General features: G+C 54.7%; 10 protein-coding genes. 6 read left to right on the forward strand and 4 right to left on the reverse strand.

Annotated features, from left to right (window positions below; genetic code table 11):
- Positions 1-125 precede the first annotated feature (125 nt).
- Both fadI and fadJ read left to right on the forward strand, forming a co-directional pair.
- Positions 126-1,430, forward strand: coding sequence for an acetyl-CoA C-acyltransferase FadI (fadI, locus tag G506_RS0114485; RefSeq protein ID WP_028117486.1), 1,305 nt, complete (start codon positions 126-128; stop codon positions 1,428-1,430).
- Positions 1,430-3,556 carry a fatty acid oxidation complex subunit alpha FadJ gene (gene fadJ, locus G506_RS0114490; RefSeq protein ID WP_028117487.1) on the forward strand — a complete coding sequence of 709 codons (2,127 nt, stop codon included), beginning with the start codon at positions 1,430-1,432 and terminating at the stop codon, positions 3,554-3,556. Before fadI ends, fadJ begins: the two co-directional genes overlap by 1 nt.
- A gap of 67 nt (positions 3,557-3,623) precedes the next feature.
- On the opposite strand, the gene G506_RS21265 is transcribed toward fadJ, so the two are convergent.
- The 3 genes from G506_RS21265 to G506_RS0114505 form a co-directional block, all read right to left on the reverse strand.
- On the reverse strand, positions 3,624-3,758 hold the full coding sequence (locus G506_RS21265) for a hypothetical protein (protein ID WP_276197779.1): 135 nt from the start codon (positions 3,756-3,758) through the stop codon (positions 3,624-3,626).
- 76 nt (positions 3,759-3,834) lie between these two features.
- Positions 3,835-8,073 (reverse strand): EAL domain-containing protein, encoded by a 4,239-nt coding sequence (locus tag G506_RS0114500; RefSeq protein WP_028117488.1) that lies wholly within the window; start codon positions 8,071-8,073, stop codon positions 3,835-3,837.
- Positions 8,074-8,116: 43 nt separating this feature from the next.
- Positions 8,117-10,903, reverse strand: coding sequence for an insulinase family protein (locus G506_RS0114505; RefSeq protein ID WP_028117489.1), 2,787 nt, complete (start codon positions 10,901-10,903; stop codon positions 8,117-8,119).
- 352 nt (positions 10,904-11,255) lie between these two features.
- On the opposite strand from G506_RS0114505, the gene sixA reads away from it, so the two are divergent.
- Complete coding sequence (gene sixA / locus G506_RS0114510; protein WP_028117490.1) at positions 11,256-11,711, forward strand: phosphohistidine phosphatase SixA; 456 nt, start codon at positions 11,256-11,258, stop codon at positions 11,709-11,711.
- A 36-nt stretch (positions 11,712-11,747) separates the two neighbouring features.
- On the opposite strand, the gene smrB is transcribed toward sixA, so the two are convergent.
- The gene (gene smrB, locus G506_RS0114515; RefSeq protein ID WP_028117491.1) at positions 11,748-12,275 is read right to left on the reverse strand and encodes an endonuclease SmrB; all 528 of its coding nucleotides are present in this window, start codon (positions 12,273-12,275) and stop codon (positions 11,748-11,750) included.
- 156 nt (positions 12,276-12,431) lie between these two features.
- Here smrB and prmB point away from each other — a divergent pair, with 156 nt between their 5' ends.
- From prmB to G506_RS0114530, 3 genes are read left to right on the forward strand one after another with little or no spacing between them, the layout of a single operon-like run.
- Positions 12,432-13,364 carry a 50S ribosomal protein L3 N(5)-glutamine methyltransferase gene (gene prmB, locus G506_RS0114520; RefSeq protein ID WP_028117492.1) on the forward strand — a complete coding sequence of 311 codons (933 nt, stop codon included), beginning with the start codon at positions 12,432-12,434 and terminating at the stop codon, positions 13,362-13,364.
- A 35-nt stretch (positions 13,365-13,399) separates the two neighbouring features.
- On the forward strand, positions 13,400-14,497 hold the full coding sequence (gene aroC, locus G506_RS0114525; RefSeq protein ID WP_028117493.1) for a chorismate synthase: 1,098 nt from the start codon (positions 13,400-13,402) through the stop codon (positions 14,495-14,497).
- Entirely contained in the window at positions 14,498-15,658 is a 1,161-nt protein-coding gene (locus G506_RS0114530) for an MFS transporter (RefSeq protein ID WP_240473432.1), read from the forward strand. It abuts the gene before it with no gap.
- The last annotated feature ends 17 nt before the right edge of the window (positions 15,659-15,675 follow it).

The following is a 15,675-nucleotide window of genomic DNA, read 5'->3' on the forward strand; positions in this document are numbered from 1 at the left end:
ACCAAATTTACACAACTGTTTAAAACTGAGGCAAGCCTAGTTAGTATTGGGTCACACTTCAGTGGTCAGACCTCGCCGACTGCAACATTTTTAAGCGTGGCCGCCAGACTCAAAGAGGGAACACTATGAGACAACAACTCACCACCGCGAAGGGCGATCGGATCGCCATCGTCGCGGGGCTAAGAACGCCATTTGCCCGTCAGGCGACGGCGTTTCACGGCATTTCCGCCTTAGATATGGGCAAGATGGTGGTTAATGAACTGCTGATCCGCAATGAAGTGGATCCAGCAATCATCGACCAAGTGGTGTACGGCCAAGTGATCCAGATGCCCAAAGCCCCCAACATCGCCCGCGAAATCGTCCTTGGTACCGGCATGTCGGTACATACCGATGCTTACTCGGTTAGCCGCGCTTGTGCGACCTCATTCCAATCCACCGTGAACGTCGCTGAATCGATATTGGCGGGCAGCATTGAAGTAGGTATTGCCGGTGGCGCTGATTCCACCTCGGTGTTACCGATCGGTTTTAGCAAACGTTTTGCCCATGCGATGGTGGATCTGACCAAGGCCAAAACCTTAAGTCAGCGACTGGCGATCATCTCTAAGTTGAAACTCAAAGACTTGGCGCCGGTGCCGCCGGCAGTAGCGGAGTTCTCCACCGGCCTGACCATGGGCCAAACCGCCGAGCAGATGGCTAAGAGCCATGGCGTGACGCGCCAAGAGCAGGATGAGATGACCGTCCGCTCTCATCAACTGGCGCATAAACATTGGGAGTCTGGGCTGTTAGCGCAGGAGGTGATGACCTGCCATATCCCGCCTTACAAGCACTATATCGACCGCGACAACAACGTTCGTGGCGACATCCAACTGGATAAAATTGCCAAGCTCAAGCCGGTATTTGATCGCAAGCACGGTACGGTATCGGCGGCAAACTCGACCGCGTTAACTGACGGCGCATCGGCGCTGCTGCTGATGAGCGAAAGTCGTGCTAAGGCGTTGGGTTATGACCCCATTGGTTACATCAAGAGCTACGCCTTCACCGCCATCGATGTTTGGGAAGATCTGTTGATGGGGCCATCCTACGCGACTCCATTAGCGCTCGAACGCGCCGGCATGAAGCTGAGCGATCTGACCCTGATTGATATGCACGAAGCCTTTGCGGCTCAGGCGCTGGCCAACATGAAGATGTTTGAGTCGAAGAAGTTTGCCCAAGAGAAACTAGGGCGCAGCGAGATCATCGGCTCCATCGACATGGATAAGTTTAATGTTATCGGCGGCTCGCTCGCTTATGGTCACCCATTTGCTGCCACCGGTGGCCGGTTGATCACTCAATTGTGTAATGAGCTGAAACGCCGCGGCGGCGGTACCGGTTTGACCACCGCTTGCGCGGCTGGCGGTTTGGGCGCGGCGATGATTGTGGAGGTGGAGTAATGAGCGACAAGACTTTTAGCTGGCATAAGGATGCCGACAACATCGCCATCATCACCATGGATGTGCCGAACGAGAGCATGAATACCCTGCGCGCCAGTTTTAATGACGAAGTGCTGGCGGTGCTGGGTGAAATCATCGGCGATACCACCATCAAAGGGGCGGTGCTGATTTCGGGCAAGCCGGACTCCTTCATTGCTGGCGCGGACATCAGCATGCTTGATGCCTGCCAAACCGCCGCTGATGCCGAAGCGCTGTCGCGCAGTGGCCATCAGGTGCTGAACAAATTGGAACAGCTGCCGATCCCAGTGGTGGCGGCGATCCACGGCCCTTGCTTAGGCGGCGGCTTAGAAGTGGCGCTGGCTTGTGATTACCGGATTTGCACTGACAGCGATAAGACCATCATCGGTCTGCCCGAGTCGCAACTGGGGTTATTGCCTGGTGGTGGCGGTACTCAGCGTCTGCCACGGATTGTCGGTGTTGCCAAAGGCTTGGAGCTGATGCTGGCGGGTAAGCAACTGCGCGCCAAGCAAGCTAAGAAGCTCGGCATTGTTGACGATTCAGTGCCGCAATCGGTGCTGCTGATGGTCGCGAAGAAGATCTTAAGCAAAGGCAAGCGCGGCAAAGTATCGCCGAACCTGAAAGGGATGAGCAAAGCGCTGGAGGCCACCTCGGTTGGCCGCAATGTGATTTACGACCAAGCAGGCAAAGCGGCGTTTAAGAAAACCCAAGGCAACTATCCGGCGGTAGATAAGATCATCGAAGCGGTTAAAGTGGGCCGTGAACAAGGGTTTGAAGCTGGCCTTAAGGCCGAAGCCAAAGGCTTTGGTGAGCTGGTCGCTTCGCCAGAATCGGCAGCGCTTAGGTCAATCTTCTTTGCCACTACGGCGATGAAAAAAGAGACCGGCGCTGGTGACGTTAAACCGAACAAAGTGCGCAAAGCGATGGTGCTCGGCGGCGGTTTGATGGGCGGCGGTATCGCCTCGGTGACTGCGTTGAAAGCCAAGGTGCCGGCGCGGATCAAAGATATCGCTGAGCCGGGGCTGCAAAATGCCTTGGCATACACCTATAAGCAGGTCGACAAGCGGGTGAAGCGCAAGCAGATCACCGCCGCGCAGCGCGATAAAATGATGAGCCTGCTGTCGACCACCACCCAATATGATGGCATCAAAGATGTCGATATCGTTGTTGAAGCGGTGTTTGAGGACTTAAAACTGAAGCATCAGATGGTGCGCGACGTTGAAGCCCACTGCAACGAAAACACCATCTTTGCCTCCAACACCTCGTCGCTGCCAATTGGCCAGATCGCCGAAGCCGCCGAGCGCCCAGAGAATGTCATCGGTCTGCACTACTTTTCGCCGGTGGAGAAGATGCCGCTGGTGGAGGTGATCGCCCACGAGAAAACCTCGCCAGAGACCATCGCCACCACCGTGGCGTTTGCCAAAAAGCAAGGCAAAACCCCAATCGTGGTCAAAGATGGCGCCGGTTTCTACGTCAATCGCATCTTGGCGCTGTATATGAACGAAGCCGCCAATTTGATGCTCGAAGGCGAGCCGATTGAAAAGTTGGATGCGGCGTTGGTGAAGTTTGGTTTTCCGGTTGGGCCAGTGACCTTGCTGGATGAAGTTGGCATTGATGTCGGCGCCAAAATCTCGCCAATTCTGCGCGACGAACTAGGCCACCGTTTTGAAGCGCCAAGCGCGTTTGACCGGTTGCTGGCGGATGATCGTAAGGGCAAGAAAAACGGCAAAGGCTTCTACCAGTTTAACGCCAAGAAAAAGGGCGCTAAGCCGGTGGATGAGTCGGTCTACAAGGTGCTTGGGGTTACCCCAGAAGGCAAGCTGGCGCCAGAGCAGTTGGCAGAGCGCTGCACCGTGCAGATGCTTAATGAAGCGGTGCGCTGCTTGGAGGAGGGGATCATTGCCAATCCTCGTGACGGCGACATCGGCGCCATCTTCGGCATCGGTTTCCCACCGTTCCGTGGGGGCCCATTCCGCTATATCGACAGCCTTGGCGCCAAGGTGCTGGTCGACAAACTGCGTGGCTACGAAAGCCAGTTTGGCGAACGCTTTACCCCAGCCCAGAAGCTGATCGAGATGGCCGAAAGCGGCGAACGTTTCTTTGACTGACAATTAAGCGTTAGATAAAAACCGCCGCAGGAAAACCTGCGGCGGTTTTTTATCTGGCCATCATTTATCAACTGACTTGACCGGTGCCGGTGCCGCCAAGCCATGGGGTTCCGGCGATGTGGGTTACCTCGGCGGTTGTTGGCAGGGCGAAGGTTAAGCAGGCTGCAGTTAAAACAATGGCAATAACAATTCGAGTTTGCATGGTTCGTTCCTTCCTTGGAAAAGAGTCGAACCATATTCAGCAAATTGGGTGCCACTAATTGGCGTCAAAATTCTGACTAATAACTGAATTGCTTGGATTGCTGCAACTGTCGGAATCGTTCGCCACTGAGCGGGGCGCTAAACAGCGTACCCTGGAGCGTATCGCACTCCATCTTCAGCAGTTGTTGTAACTGGTCGCTGGTTTCAACCCCCTCGGCGACCACGGTTAGATCAAGGTTATGCGCTAAGGTGATGATAGAACGCACCATTGAGCGCTCTTTGCGGCTGGTGGTGATGTTGTCGATAAAGGATTTATCAATTTTTAAGGTGTCCAGCGGTAAGGTTTTGAGATAAGACATCGCCGAGTAACCGGTGCCAAAATCGTCCAACGACAGCTTTACTCCCAACTGCCTTAGGCGGATGAGATTGGCGATCACTTTTTTGGGTTCATCGATGATGGCGCTTTCAGTGATCTCCAGTTCCAAGTATCTGGCTGGCAGTTGGCTTTGCTGCAAAATTTGCTGAACTTGTTCGGCAAAGTCGCTTTGCAGCAGCTGCTTGGGGGATAGGTTGACCGCCACTCGGCCACTGAGCTCGCCGCTGGCGAGCAGGGTTTGGCTAAAGCGACACGCTTGCCGTAATACAATCTCGCCGATGGCGATGATCTGACCGGTTTCCTCGGCCAGAGTAATGAATTCCAAAGGGGGGCGTAAGCTGCCGTCCGGCAAGCGCATCCTGACCAAGGCCTCCATGCCGTTGATGCTGAGATCATCACTGGCGTATTTCGGCTGGTAGTGAACTTCGAACCAATCCAGCGCTAACGCTTGACGCAACAGATGGGCTTGCTCAACCCGTTGCTGCAGCTGCTGGTTTAACGATTCACTGTAGAACTGGTAGCAGTTGCCCCCTTGGCTTTTGGCGTGGTACATCGCCAAGTCGGCTTTGCGAAGCAGTTCCTGCATCGAATGATCGTCCTCGGGATGGTGAACGATGCCGATACTGGCACTGATATGCTGATTGCGTTGGTTAACCTGAAACGGTTCGACCAAGGTAGTCAGTACGTTTTGGGCAATGGTCGCGCTGTTGCTGATGTGGTTGGCGGCCGGTACTAGCAGCGCGAACTCATCGCCGCCGATGCGATACAGCATGGTGGCAGTCGCCACGTGTTGTTTTAGCCTAGCCGCGACTTGCTTGAGCAGTTCATCGCCACTGCTGTGGCCAACGGCGTCGTTCAATTGTCGGAAGTTATCCAGATCAAACAGCAGCAGCGCAAAGGGCTGTTGCTGGCTAAGGAAACCCTCGATATTGGCTTGCAGGTAGCTGCGGTTGGGTAGACCGGTTAAGCCATCGGTATTGCTTAATCGTCGCAGTTCTCGTTCGGCGCGTTTGCGATGGGTGATGTCGCGCAAGATCAGCACGTAGTAGTGCTTGTCACTGTCGACCTCGTCCATTCGGTCGATTTGCACAGCGATATCAAGCAGATCATTGTTGCTGCGTCGAAATTCAATGTCGCCGTGCCAATGGCCGAACTTTTCGGCAATGTCGCGAATGTTGTCGATCACTTGCGGCGACACCCGCTCAAAGTCGACCACTTTGCCGATGGTTGCGGTGCGACTGAAACCACTGATCTGGCAGCACGCCTCATTCACTTCCAGAAATCGAAACTTAGGGTCAAGGATCGCCATGCCGTCGGAGACGTTAGTCAGCGCCAGCTCAAATAGGGACAGTCGCTGTTCGGCTCGTTTGCTGTCGCTGATGTCTTTGATGGTGCCGGTCATCCGCAGCGGTTGCTGCTGTTGATCTCGTTCTACCACTTTGCCGCGGTCCAATAGCCACACCCAATCACCGTTGACATCTTTGACGCGGTAGGTCGCTTGATAGTGTTCGCTTTGCTGTTGCAGATGCGCCTGTAGCGCCTGGCTGACACGATCGCGATCCGCCGGGTGAATGCAATCCATGCCGCTACTGGCGTGTGGTTGGGCGCCGCTGAGTTGCAGGTTTCGCCACATATTGGAACGGTAAACCCGTTGCGCTCGGATATCCCAATCCCAGATCTCATCACCACTGCCCCACAGTGATAACTTCAGTCGTTCTTCGTTTTGTTGGATTTGTCGTTGCAGCTGGCGTCGGCGGTGCCAACTGCGCCCTAGCAGGGTGGCAAACAGCAGAGTGATGGCGGCATAAGCTGCCAGCGCCGGTGGGCTTTGCAGTGGCGTTGGTGCAATCTCGATGGCGACACTATTGATGGCGGAATATTGAGTGCTTGGCGGCAAGCGATAACGAAATTGCAGTTGATAGCTGCCGCTGGCTAAGCGGGTAAAACTGGCACTGTGCTGCTTGGCCATGGTGAGCCAATGTTCTGAATCACCCAATAGCCGATAACTGTACTCGACCTCGTCGACCCCGGAAAAATCGGAAAACTCAAACGCAAACGGGTATTCATCGGCCGCCAGAGACAGCTGCTGCAGTTGATGTAGCGGCGTCGCTAAGTTCAGCTGCTGCTGAGCTGGCCGATCAAACAAGTTAAAGCCACTAATAAATGGCGTTGGCAGCGCTGGGCGGTGATAGTGCTGTTGCGGATCAAGGGTGTTTAACCCTTCGTTGCCGGAAAACAGCATGCCGCCGTCATGGTGCTGGCTACTGGCCATTGAGTGATATTCAAGCTGCGCCCCTTGGCGTTGGTTGTAGCGGTAATGCAGCTGTTCGCTGGTAAGATCAAACACCAACAGCTGTTTGCCGCTACCAAGATAGAGCCGATTACCGTGGCGCTGGCTGCTGTATATTGGGTCGGTTAGTAATCGTTTGGGTGGCTCGCCCCGTCGATAACGGTAGAGGCCGTTGCTGCTGCCGATCCAAAGTTGTTGCTGATCCGGTTCGATCACCGTAACCATTTGGTTGTTCAGTAAGGTGAGCGGTTGCTGGTTGGCTTGAGCGGCGGCGGGCGTTGACTCGTCAATTAGGGTTAAGCCTAGCTGGGAACCAATCAGCAATTGTTGCTGCCATGATTTGAGTACAAATATCGGGCGTTGTTGGCCGATTTCAGCCAGCGTCGTTAGCTGCTGTGGCTGGGAAACGGTTAGTTGCAGCACCTCGCCATTAAAACTACCAAATTGCAGTTGGCCATCATTGCAGTGGCTGATGTGGGTGACGATATCATCGTCGTTACCCCACAGGCGGGTGGATTGGCTGCTGGGGCCTGGCGTCAGTTGGTACAGCCCACCGTAGCCGCCAATAAAGATCTGCTGATTGGCGACGCAGAGGGCTTTCGGCCCCGCCATCGGTGCGGTGAACTGACCCAACGGTTGCAGTTCTCGGCTGAGCCACTGCAATTCTGGCTGCTCTGAAGCGACCAGCCAGCCAGCTTGATAAGGCACCATCGACCAGACGGTGTTGGCCTGCTGAGGTTGATACAACGGCAGCGGCAGCGCCGGTTGGCTAAGTCGTTGCAGTGGTCGATTATGGCGTTGCAGCCACAGATCGCCGTTGCTGGCCAATCGAAACTGGCGTACCTGGCCATCTATGGTTAACTGCTCCGCCTGGCTGGCGGGGATCGCTTGGGCGTCTGGCCAGCGGTGCATAAAGAGGTTGCCTTGTTCGAGCCGATACAGACGCTGCTGATGCCGAATCAAGGCGCTCGGATGATGGTCTGGCAACAGCAATTGGCCGTTGCTGTCGCGCACACCTTGTGGACTTTGGTGAAGCGTTTGCGCGGCCAAATTAAAGGTGCGGGTAGGGGGCGCTTGCTCCCTTTGCTGGCGGTTATCCAGATCCAGTATCTGGCCATTAGCCAGTTGTAACTGCGGCCGCCCCTTGGCGAACCACAACTTGCTGCTGTGGGCTGCGTCAACGGTTTCGGTGTTGGTGTTGTCTCGGCTTAGGCGGATCAACTGTTGTCCTGACAGCAGCACAATTTGCCCTTGAGCTTGGGTGTGCGCTTGGATCTGCAGCCAGCTAAGGTGATGACGCTTAATAAATTGTTGTCGTTGTTGATCGAAATAAAAGGTGCCGATATTGGTAAACGCCCACAGGGTGTTTAAGTCATCCAGCAGCAGGTTGTAGGCAAACACCAGCGGATTGTTGGGGTCATCACTGAGGGCAAAGGATTCGAATCGGTGGCCATTAAAGCGATCAATGCCATTGATGGTGGCCACCCAAATAAAGCCAAAGGCGTCGATTTCGATATCAATCACCGAAGTTTGCGACAGTCCTTGTTCAAGGCCAAACTCGGTGCTGCGCAGTGTGCGTTGATAGGGACTCGCGTGGGCGGCAATCCCCAGCGCAAAAGTCAGAAGCAGCAGTATCAGCCGAAGGCTCATGTACATCCTTGTGTTGGCGCCGATACTGCTGGCGAGGTCGAGTTTAGAAGTCGATCAGTTTCGCTTGGTGTTTGAAGCCAGCCAGATCGGTGATCTGTTGTTCACCGCGCAGCGGTGTCATGCTGCTGTGGGAACTGCCGCTGGTATACAGCACTAAGCGATTCGGCGTTTTGCTGCGCATCCGCTCCATCATAAAACGGATCAGTTCGGCGCGGTCGATCTGCAACACCAATTCGGCAATCCGCAGCCGCTGTTCAAAGCTGTGATCGTCGCTGCCGATCGACACCCAAGCGCGCTGTGCAGTGGCTTTAAGAGTGTTATCTCGTTCGCTTATCTGGTTAGCCAATGCGGTTTTCATCGCTTGCCACTGGCTTGCCGATATCTGCATCAAAGCGTAGCCAAAATCACTGATAAATTGATCAATTGATTCCAACAGTTGCAGTGGCCCAGCCACCGGACTTTGGATATAGAAGATGATTCCCGGACAGCGATTCATCGGCACATAGCTGGTGCCAACCATGTAGCCCAGTTGCTGCTTGGTGCGCAGTTCGTGGAAAAAATCCGATGAGATGGCGTGATTCAATAGGCAAAACAGCGCCATTTTCTGCAGCTCTTTGCTGCGCGACTGGTAGTACACCAAGATGGCGCTATCGGCATGATGACTGTCGATTTCGCGAAATACCGTGCCGCTGTCGGTCAGGCTTATTAACTGGCGGTCAACCTCTTCCCCTGGCATCCCGACTTCTGCCAGCAAGGTTTCCAAGCGTTTGGCTTGGGCGTCCGCTTCGGCTCGGGTCCAATCGCCGTACACCATCGCTTCGACGGTAATGTTGGCGTATAGCCGATCCAGATGTTGATGAAGCTCAGCCAAGGTCACACTGGCTAGCTCATCAGCCATCGCCAGCGGATCGTAGCTACGCTGCTGCAGGGTGGTGGTCAGCGCGCTAAACAGTCGCGATACTGGCCGTGCGTTGCGGCTACCGTTCCAGTTACGCAGCAGTTGCTGTTTGATGTCGTCAAATCGTACTTGGGTAAAGTTGCGTCGTCGCGCTTGCTCGAGCAGCAGTGCCAACAGCTTTTCTTGGGCGCCGGTAAAACCGCTTAGGTGCAAGGTGATGCCACCTTGATGCGGGTAGATGTTGTAGCTAAGGCCAGCCACTTCAGCGGGGTAGGTTAGCTCGGTGAGCGCATCCATCAAAATATTGATGTACAGCCGGGTCATCGCCGCCGCTCGGCAATCAGCGTGGCTAGGAATGCTATCGAGCGCCACAAATAGATGGGCTTTGGGCACATTAAACTGGTTGTCTTTTTTGTGCCAAAACACCAGTTGTGGGCTTTGGTAGATGATCTGCGGATGCGGGTTATCGCCTTCGGCGGGGCGAGGCTCAATCAGTTCCGACAGATACTCGTTGGCCTCTGGCAGCGCCAGCCTTGGTTCCTTCGGTTGAGCTAACCATTGGCTGATCCGTTGTTCGCTGATGGCATCAATGCGGTAGGGGGTTTGGTACCAGTTGGCCTGCCGATCGGCATCGATTTTTTGCGAAACCACACTGAGACGTAAATTGGCGGTGTTGAACTGCGCCAAGATGGCATCGATAACCTGATGGTCAATGCCGTCCATGCGGTAGTCACCAAACAGGGTGTCCTCGACATCATAGTGATGCATGTTGACCGCCAGATGGCAGGCGATATCCAACGGTTTGGCTTGCTCTTGGTAGCGAAACGCGCGTTCAAGCAGCAGTTGCCGTTCGTGGTAGCGCCAGTCGGCGATCCCTTGCTGCTTCACCAACTCGATAAACTGCAAAGTCAGGCCGATGATCTTATCGATCTGCGCCAGTCCCTGTTGGGTCAGCTGAAAGCTGATGTTGTAGTCCTTGAAGTTGTAACCATTGATGCCACCACCGGCAGACAGTTGCACAATCAGGCCGTCGTCGCGCAGCACTGACATCAAGCTGCCTTGACCTTCATGACCAAGCAGATAGGAGAGGTAGGTGAGTGGCTTATGGCGATACCACGCATCTAGCGATCCGAGCGGGAAGGTGATGGTCAACTGGCGCGCTTTTTTCAGCGGCACCATGCTGATCTCGACTCCCAGTTGCTGCTGGGTGTACAGCGGCGCGGTTGGCAGCTGTTTAGCCACCTGATGGTTGGCAATGGTGCTGAAGATATCTGTGACCAACTGCTCGAGTTCAGCCAGTGGCTGCGGCTGCACCAGTACCAAGGTCATCAAGTTGGCGGAGTAGTGCTTAGCGTGAAAGGCCAGCAGCTCATCGCGGATTGGGCTGCCTGGGCGATCCGCCAGTGTTTGCTGGTTGCCGACCGAAAAATTGGCAAACGGGTGCGCTGGATTGACGGTCTCTTTGTGAACTTGATAGAAGCGGCGGGTGTCGTCTTGCAGCTTCATCTTAAATTCGGAGTCGACCGACTGGCGCTCTTTCTCGACAAGGGTTTCATCGAACAGCGGGGCGCTGAAGAATTGGCAAAAGCGATCCAGCGCTTCGGTAAAAGCGTCCGGTTTGACATCAAAGTAATAGCTGGTGAATTCCGGCCCAGTCCAAGCGTTGTGATTGCCGCCATTTTGGCTAATGAACTGTTGGTATTCGCCGGCGTTGGGGTACTTTTCGGTGCCCAGAAACAGCATGTGCTCTAAAAAGTGCGCCATCCCCTCACGATTTTCGGGATCGTCAAATTGGCCCACTTTTACCGTCATTGCTCCGGCGGCTTTGCTGGCTTCGGGATCTTGCACCAACAGTACCCGTAACTGGTTACTTAAGGTTAAGTAGCGGTACTGGCGAGGATCATTGGGGCTGATCGTGAGTTGTGGTTGCATGGATCCCCCAATTAGGCCGTGTGCAAGGGTGGTTCAACAGGCATCAATGCCGTGGTTTACGTTTTTGGCGTGATGCAAAGGTGTTTATCTAACACTGATAGAACTTTAGTTTGCGCTGCTGACTGAGCAAGCGCAATCGACTAACGGACGATCTTGACGATTGCTTACATCGATAGGTTGAAATGCGCGCACTGGGCAATTGTTATCAATAAGCAAATGATATGAGTTGCAACGGTTATCGCCATTGCTGGTGTTGTGATCACGGTAGGATCACACCAAAGTAGTGCTTTGGTCACATAAGCTTGATTAGTACACTGCCTGATTAAGTGTTTAATTTACCTACGATATGCCGATGAAGCTGTATTTAATGCGCCATGGCGAAGCTGGCTTTGATGCGCCGAGTGATGAACTGCGTGCGTTGACGCCTGTTGGTCAAAGCCAGTGCCAGAGTATGGCGCAGCAACTCAGTGATGCCTTTGCCGAGGTGGAACTGGTGCTGGTGAGTCCCTACCTGCGGGCTCGTCAAACTTGGGGCGAGATTGCGGATTACTGTCCCAATGCCAAGGTCATTGAAATAGTGGATGAGCTGGTGCCGGAATCAGATCCGGCTCTGAGCGCTTCAATCATCAAAGCTTATGCCAGCGTGAAGCAGCTCGATAAGGTGTTGGTGGTGGCACATATGCCACTGCTGGGCTTTTTGCTGAGTGAACTGCTGCCGGGGCAGGAGCCGTTGTTGTTTGCCACCGCCAGCGTTACTGAACTGCAACTGGGCCAACAAGCGCAGATCGTTAACCGCTACCTGCCTTAATCTATCGCCGCTAACCGGCGGCTTAGAGCGCCGGTTTTAAAGCTTCGGCAGCTCGACCTGCGGCAGTTCCACCAAGATCAGCAACGCGCCGTTGCCGCCCCATTCCAGCGGCGCTTGATGAAACCCCTGAACATCGGGGTGCTGGCATAGCCACGCGGGGATCTTCTCTTTTAATACCCCACTGCCGATGCCGGTCATCACGCTGGCACAGTGAATGTGCTGACGCTTGCAGGCCTCAATCAGACCAATCAATTCGTGGCGCGCCTCGTTGAGGGTGCAGCCGTGCAGATCCAGCACCATATCTGGCACATATTCGCCGCGGCGCAGTTTTTTCAGTTCATAGGCATCGACATCATCTCGAACCCAACGCATTGGCCCTTCACTGGCAAACAGCGGTTGGTAGCTATCGGAAAAGTAGTGATCAGCCAGTTTGCGCTGTTGCTTGGCTCGGGTTTTATCCGGGGTCGGCAGTGGTTTGCGATGAGTTACCTTATCGCTGCGTTGCATCGGTTTTACATCGCCCATCATCTGGCGGAAAAGGTCAATATCGTCTGGCGGTGTCATAGCGGTATCGAGGTGTAATGAGTTGTGGTTGGTGGCCGCCAAGTGGCGACGCTGATCCCTATTGGTAATGGTTATTTTACTGCCTTTCTGTGGTGATAGGAATTCACCGACGAGGGAGGGTACAATGGCCGCAATCTGCCAGATAGGAATCCAACCGTGGAAAAAATCTTTATTGACGAAGCCGTTAACGAACTGCACACCATCGATGACATGTTGCGCTGGTGTGTCAGCCGTTTTAACGCCGCTGGCGTGTACTTCGGTCACGGTACTGATAACTCTTGGGATGAGGCGGTCGCACTGGTAATGAACACCCTGCATCTGCCGCTGGAACTGGGTAATCAGGTGCGTAATGCGCGTCTGACTGCTACTGAAAAGCACCGTATTATTGAACTGGCGCTGCGCCGTGTGCGTGAGCGTGTGCCAGTACCATACCTGACTAACTGCGCCTACTTTGCCGGTTACGAATTCTTCGTGGATGAGCGCGTGCTGGTGCCGCGCAGCCCATTTGCTGAACTGATCAACAACGAATTCAAGCCGTGGATGTACCAAAAAACCGTGCATAACGTGCTGGACTTGTGCACCGGCTCTGGCTGCATCGCGATCGCCTGTGCCCATCTGTTTGAAGATGCGCAGGTGGATGCGGTCGATATCAGCCCAGAAGCTCTGGAAGTGGCGCAAATTAACATTGAACAGCACGGCTTGCTGGATCGGGTTTACCCAATCCAATCCGATGGCTTTAGCGTGTTGAAAGGGCAGAAGTACGATCTGATCGTCTCTAACCCACCATACGTCGATGCTGAAGACATCGCCGATATGCCTGAAGAGTTCCACCACGAGCCAGAGCTGGGCCTGGCGTCTGGCAACGACGGTCTGGATCTGACTCGTCACATCCTGGCGCACGCGGCGGATCATTTGACCGACGACGGCGTGCTGTTTGTCGAAGTGGGCAACTCTTGGGTGGCGCTGCAACAGCAGTTCCCAGAAGTGCCGTTTACTTGGCTGGAGTTCGAGTTCGGTGGCGACGGTGTATTTACCCTGACCCGCGATCAACTGGTGGCCGCCGAAGCGCTGTTCGCCCCATACAAGTAATCAGATAAAGTACGACAGTAGGAGATCCCCACGCCATGGCAGGCAATAGCATCGGCACCCTTTTTCGAGTCACCAGTTTTGGTGAAAGTCATGGTGTGGCCATCGGCGCCATTGTTGACGGCTGCCCGCCGGGATTGGCGCTCAGCGAAGCGGATCTGCAGGGGGATCTCGACCGTCGTCGCCCGGGTACCTCGCGCTTTACCACCGCTCGCCGCGAACCGGATCAGGTGAAAATCCTCTCTGGGGTGTTTGAAGGCAAGACCACCGGTACCAGCATCGGTTTGTTGATTGAAAACACCGATCAGCGCAGCCGCGATTATTCTGACATTGCCGAGGTGTTTCGCCCCGGTCATGCCGATTACAGTTACCACCATAAGTACGGCATTCGTGACTACCGTGGTGGTGGCCGCAGCAGCGCTCGGGAGACCGCCATGCGGGTCGCCGCTGGCGCCATTGCCAAGAAGTTCTTACAACAACGCTTTGGCATTGAAGTGCGCGCTTGCATTGATCAGCTTGGGCCGATTAAAGCCGAGGGTTTTGATTGGCAGCAGGTTAACGACAACCCGTTTTTCTTTGCCGACAGCGCCAAGCTCGATCAACTCGATGCTTTTATGCGTGATCTAAAGAAGCAGGGCGATTCGGTCGGTGCCAAAGTCTATGTTGAGGCGCTGAATGTGCCGGTTGGCCTCGGTGAGCCGGTGTTTGATCGCCTCGATGCCGATTTAGCCCATGCGCTGATGGGGATCAACGCCGCTAAGGCGGTGGCGATTGGTGATGGTTTTGAGGTGGTGACGCAGCAGGGCAGTCAGCATCGGGATGAATTACACCCCGATGGCTTTGCCAGCAACCACGCCGGTGGCGTGCTCGGTGGTATCAGCTCCGGCCAGCCCATTACCGCCAGTGTCGCCTTTAAGCCGACCTCGTCGATTACCGTCCCAGGGCAAAGCATCAATACCCGTGGCGAGGCCATCGAGATGATCACTAAGGGACGGCACGACCCTTGTGTCGGCATTCGTGCGGTGCCGATAGTGGAGGCGATGGTGGCGATTGTGCTGATGGATCATCTGTTGATGCATCGAGGACAAAATGCCGAGGTCGCGGTCGCGACACCTGTTTTAGGGATGAAAGCGTAATTGATTCAAGCAGTATTAGGCCGCCAGCGCAGTGCGTTGGCGGCCTGTTATTTTTTCTACTTTGCCGTTCTTGGCTTGTTGGTCCCCTACCTTGGGGTGTTTCTTACTGATCTCGGGTTTGACGCGCTGGCGATTGGCCAGTTGATGGCGATTTTGTTCGCGACCCGAATTATCGCGCCGAATCTGTGGGCTTACTTGGCGGATCGCTTTGGTCATCGGGTTCGCTTTGTCCAGATTGGGGCGTTAATGGCGCTGCTGCTGTTTGCCTTTACCTTAGAAGTGACCAGCTTTGAACAGATGGCACTGGTGTTGTTTGGCTACACCTTTTGCTGGAACGGTATTTTACCGCAGCTTGAGGTGGTGACCCTGCGCAGTCTGGGCAAAGACAGCCACCTTTACAGTGTCCTGCGCAGCTTCGGCAGTCTCGGTTTTATTGCCTTGGTGCTTGGTGCCGGTTGGTGGTTTGAAAGTCATGGTAACAGCGCGCTACCGTGGTTTGGCGTCAGCCTATTTGCGCTGTTGACCTTTGCCAGTATCTGGCTGCGCGAGCCGGATGTGGACAAACCTTTGCAAGCGCCATCCAGTGACTTTTTTCGCACTTTAACCTCGAAGCCGGTGCTGCTGTTCTTATTGGCCTGCGCGCTGATCCAAGCCAGTCACAGCCCTTATTACACTTTCTTTGTGCTGTACCTGCGTCAGCTTGGGATAGGTGAGAGCGTGGCGGGGATGATGATCTCTGCCGGGGTGGTTGCGGAAATTGTGGTGTTTGCGTTGATGCCCAAGCTGATAACCCGCTTTGGCATCGCCAAATTGATGGTGTTTACCGCCATTATCACCGCCATGCGTTGGGGCTTGACGGTGTTGGTTGGGGCCAATGAATTGCTACAACTGGGCGTACAACTGCTGCATGGCATCAGCTTTGGGCTTGGCCATGGCTGCGCCATTCAATACGTCTATCGTCAGTTTTCCCCCGAGGATCAAGGCAAAGCGCAGGCCTTTTATGCCAGCATCGCTTTTGGTCTTGGTGGTGCTAGCGGCGCTTGGCTGGCCGGCATCAGTTGGCAGCACAGCCCGACATTCACCTGGTGGGGGGCGGCCATTGCCGCATCTCTGGCGGCATTGATGTTGGCGGCGTTTAGCCGTTGTAGGGCGGCAAGTTAGTTACATAAGGAATAGGG

This window comes from Ferrimonas senticii DSM 18821, from assembly GCF_000422665.1.
GTDB classification, from domain to species: Bacteria; Pseudomonadota; Gammaproteobacteria; order Enterobacterales; family Shewanellaceae; genus Ferrimonas; species Ferrimonas senticii.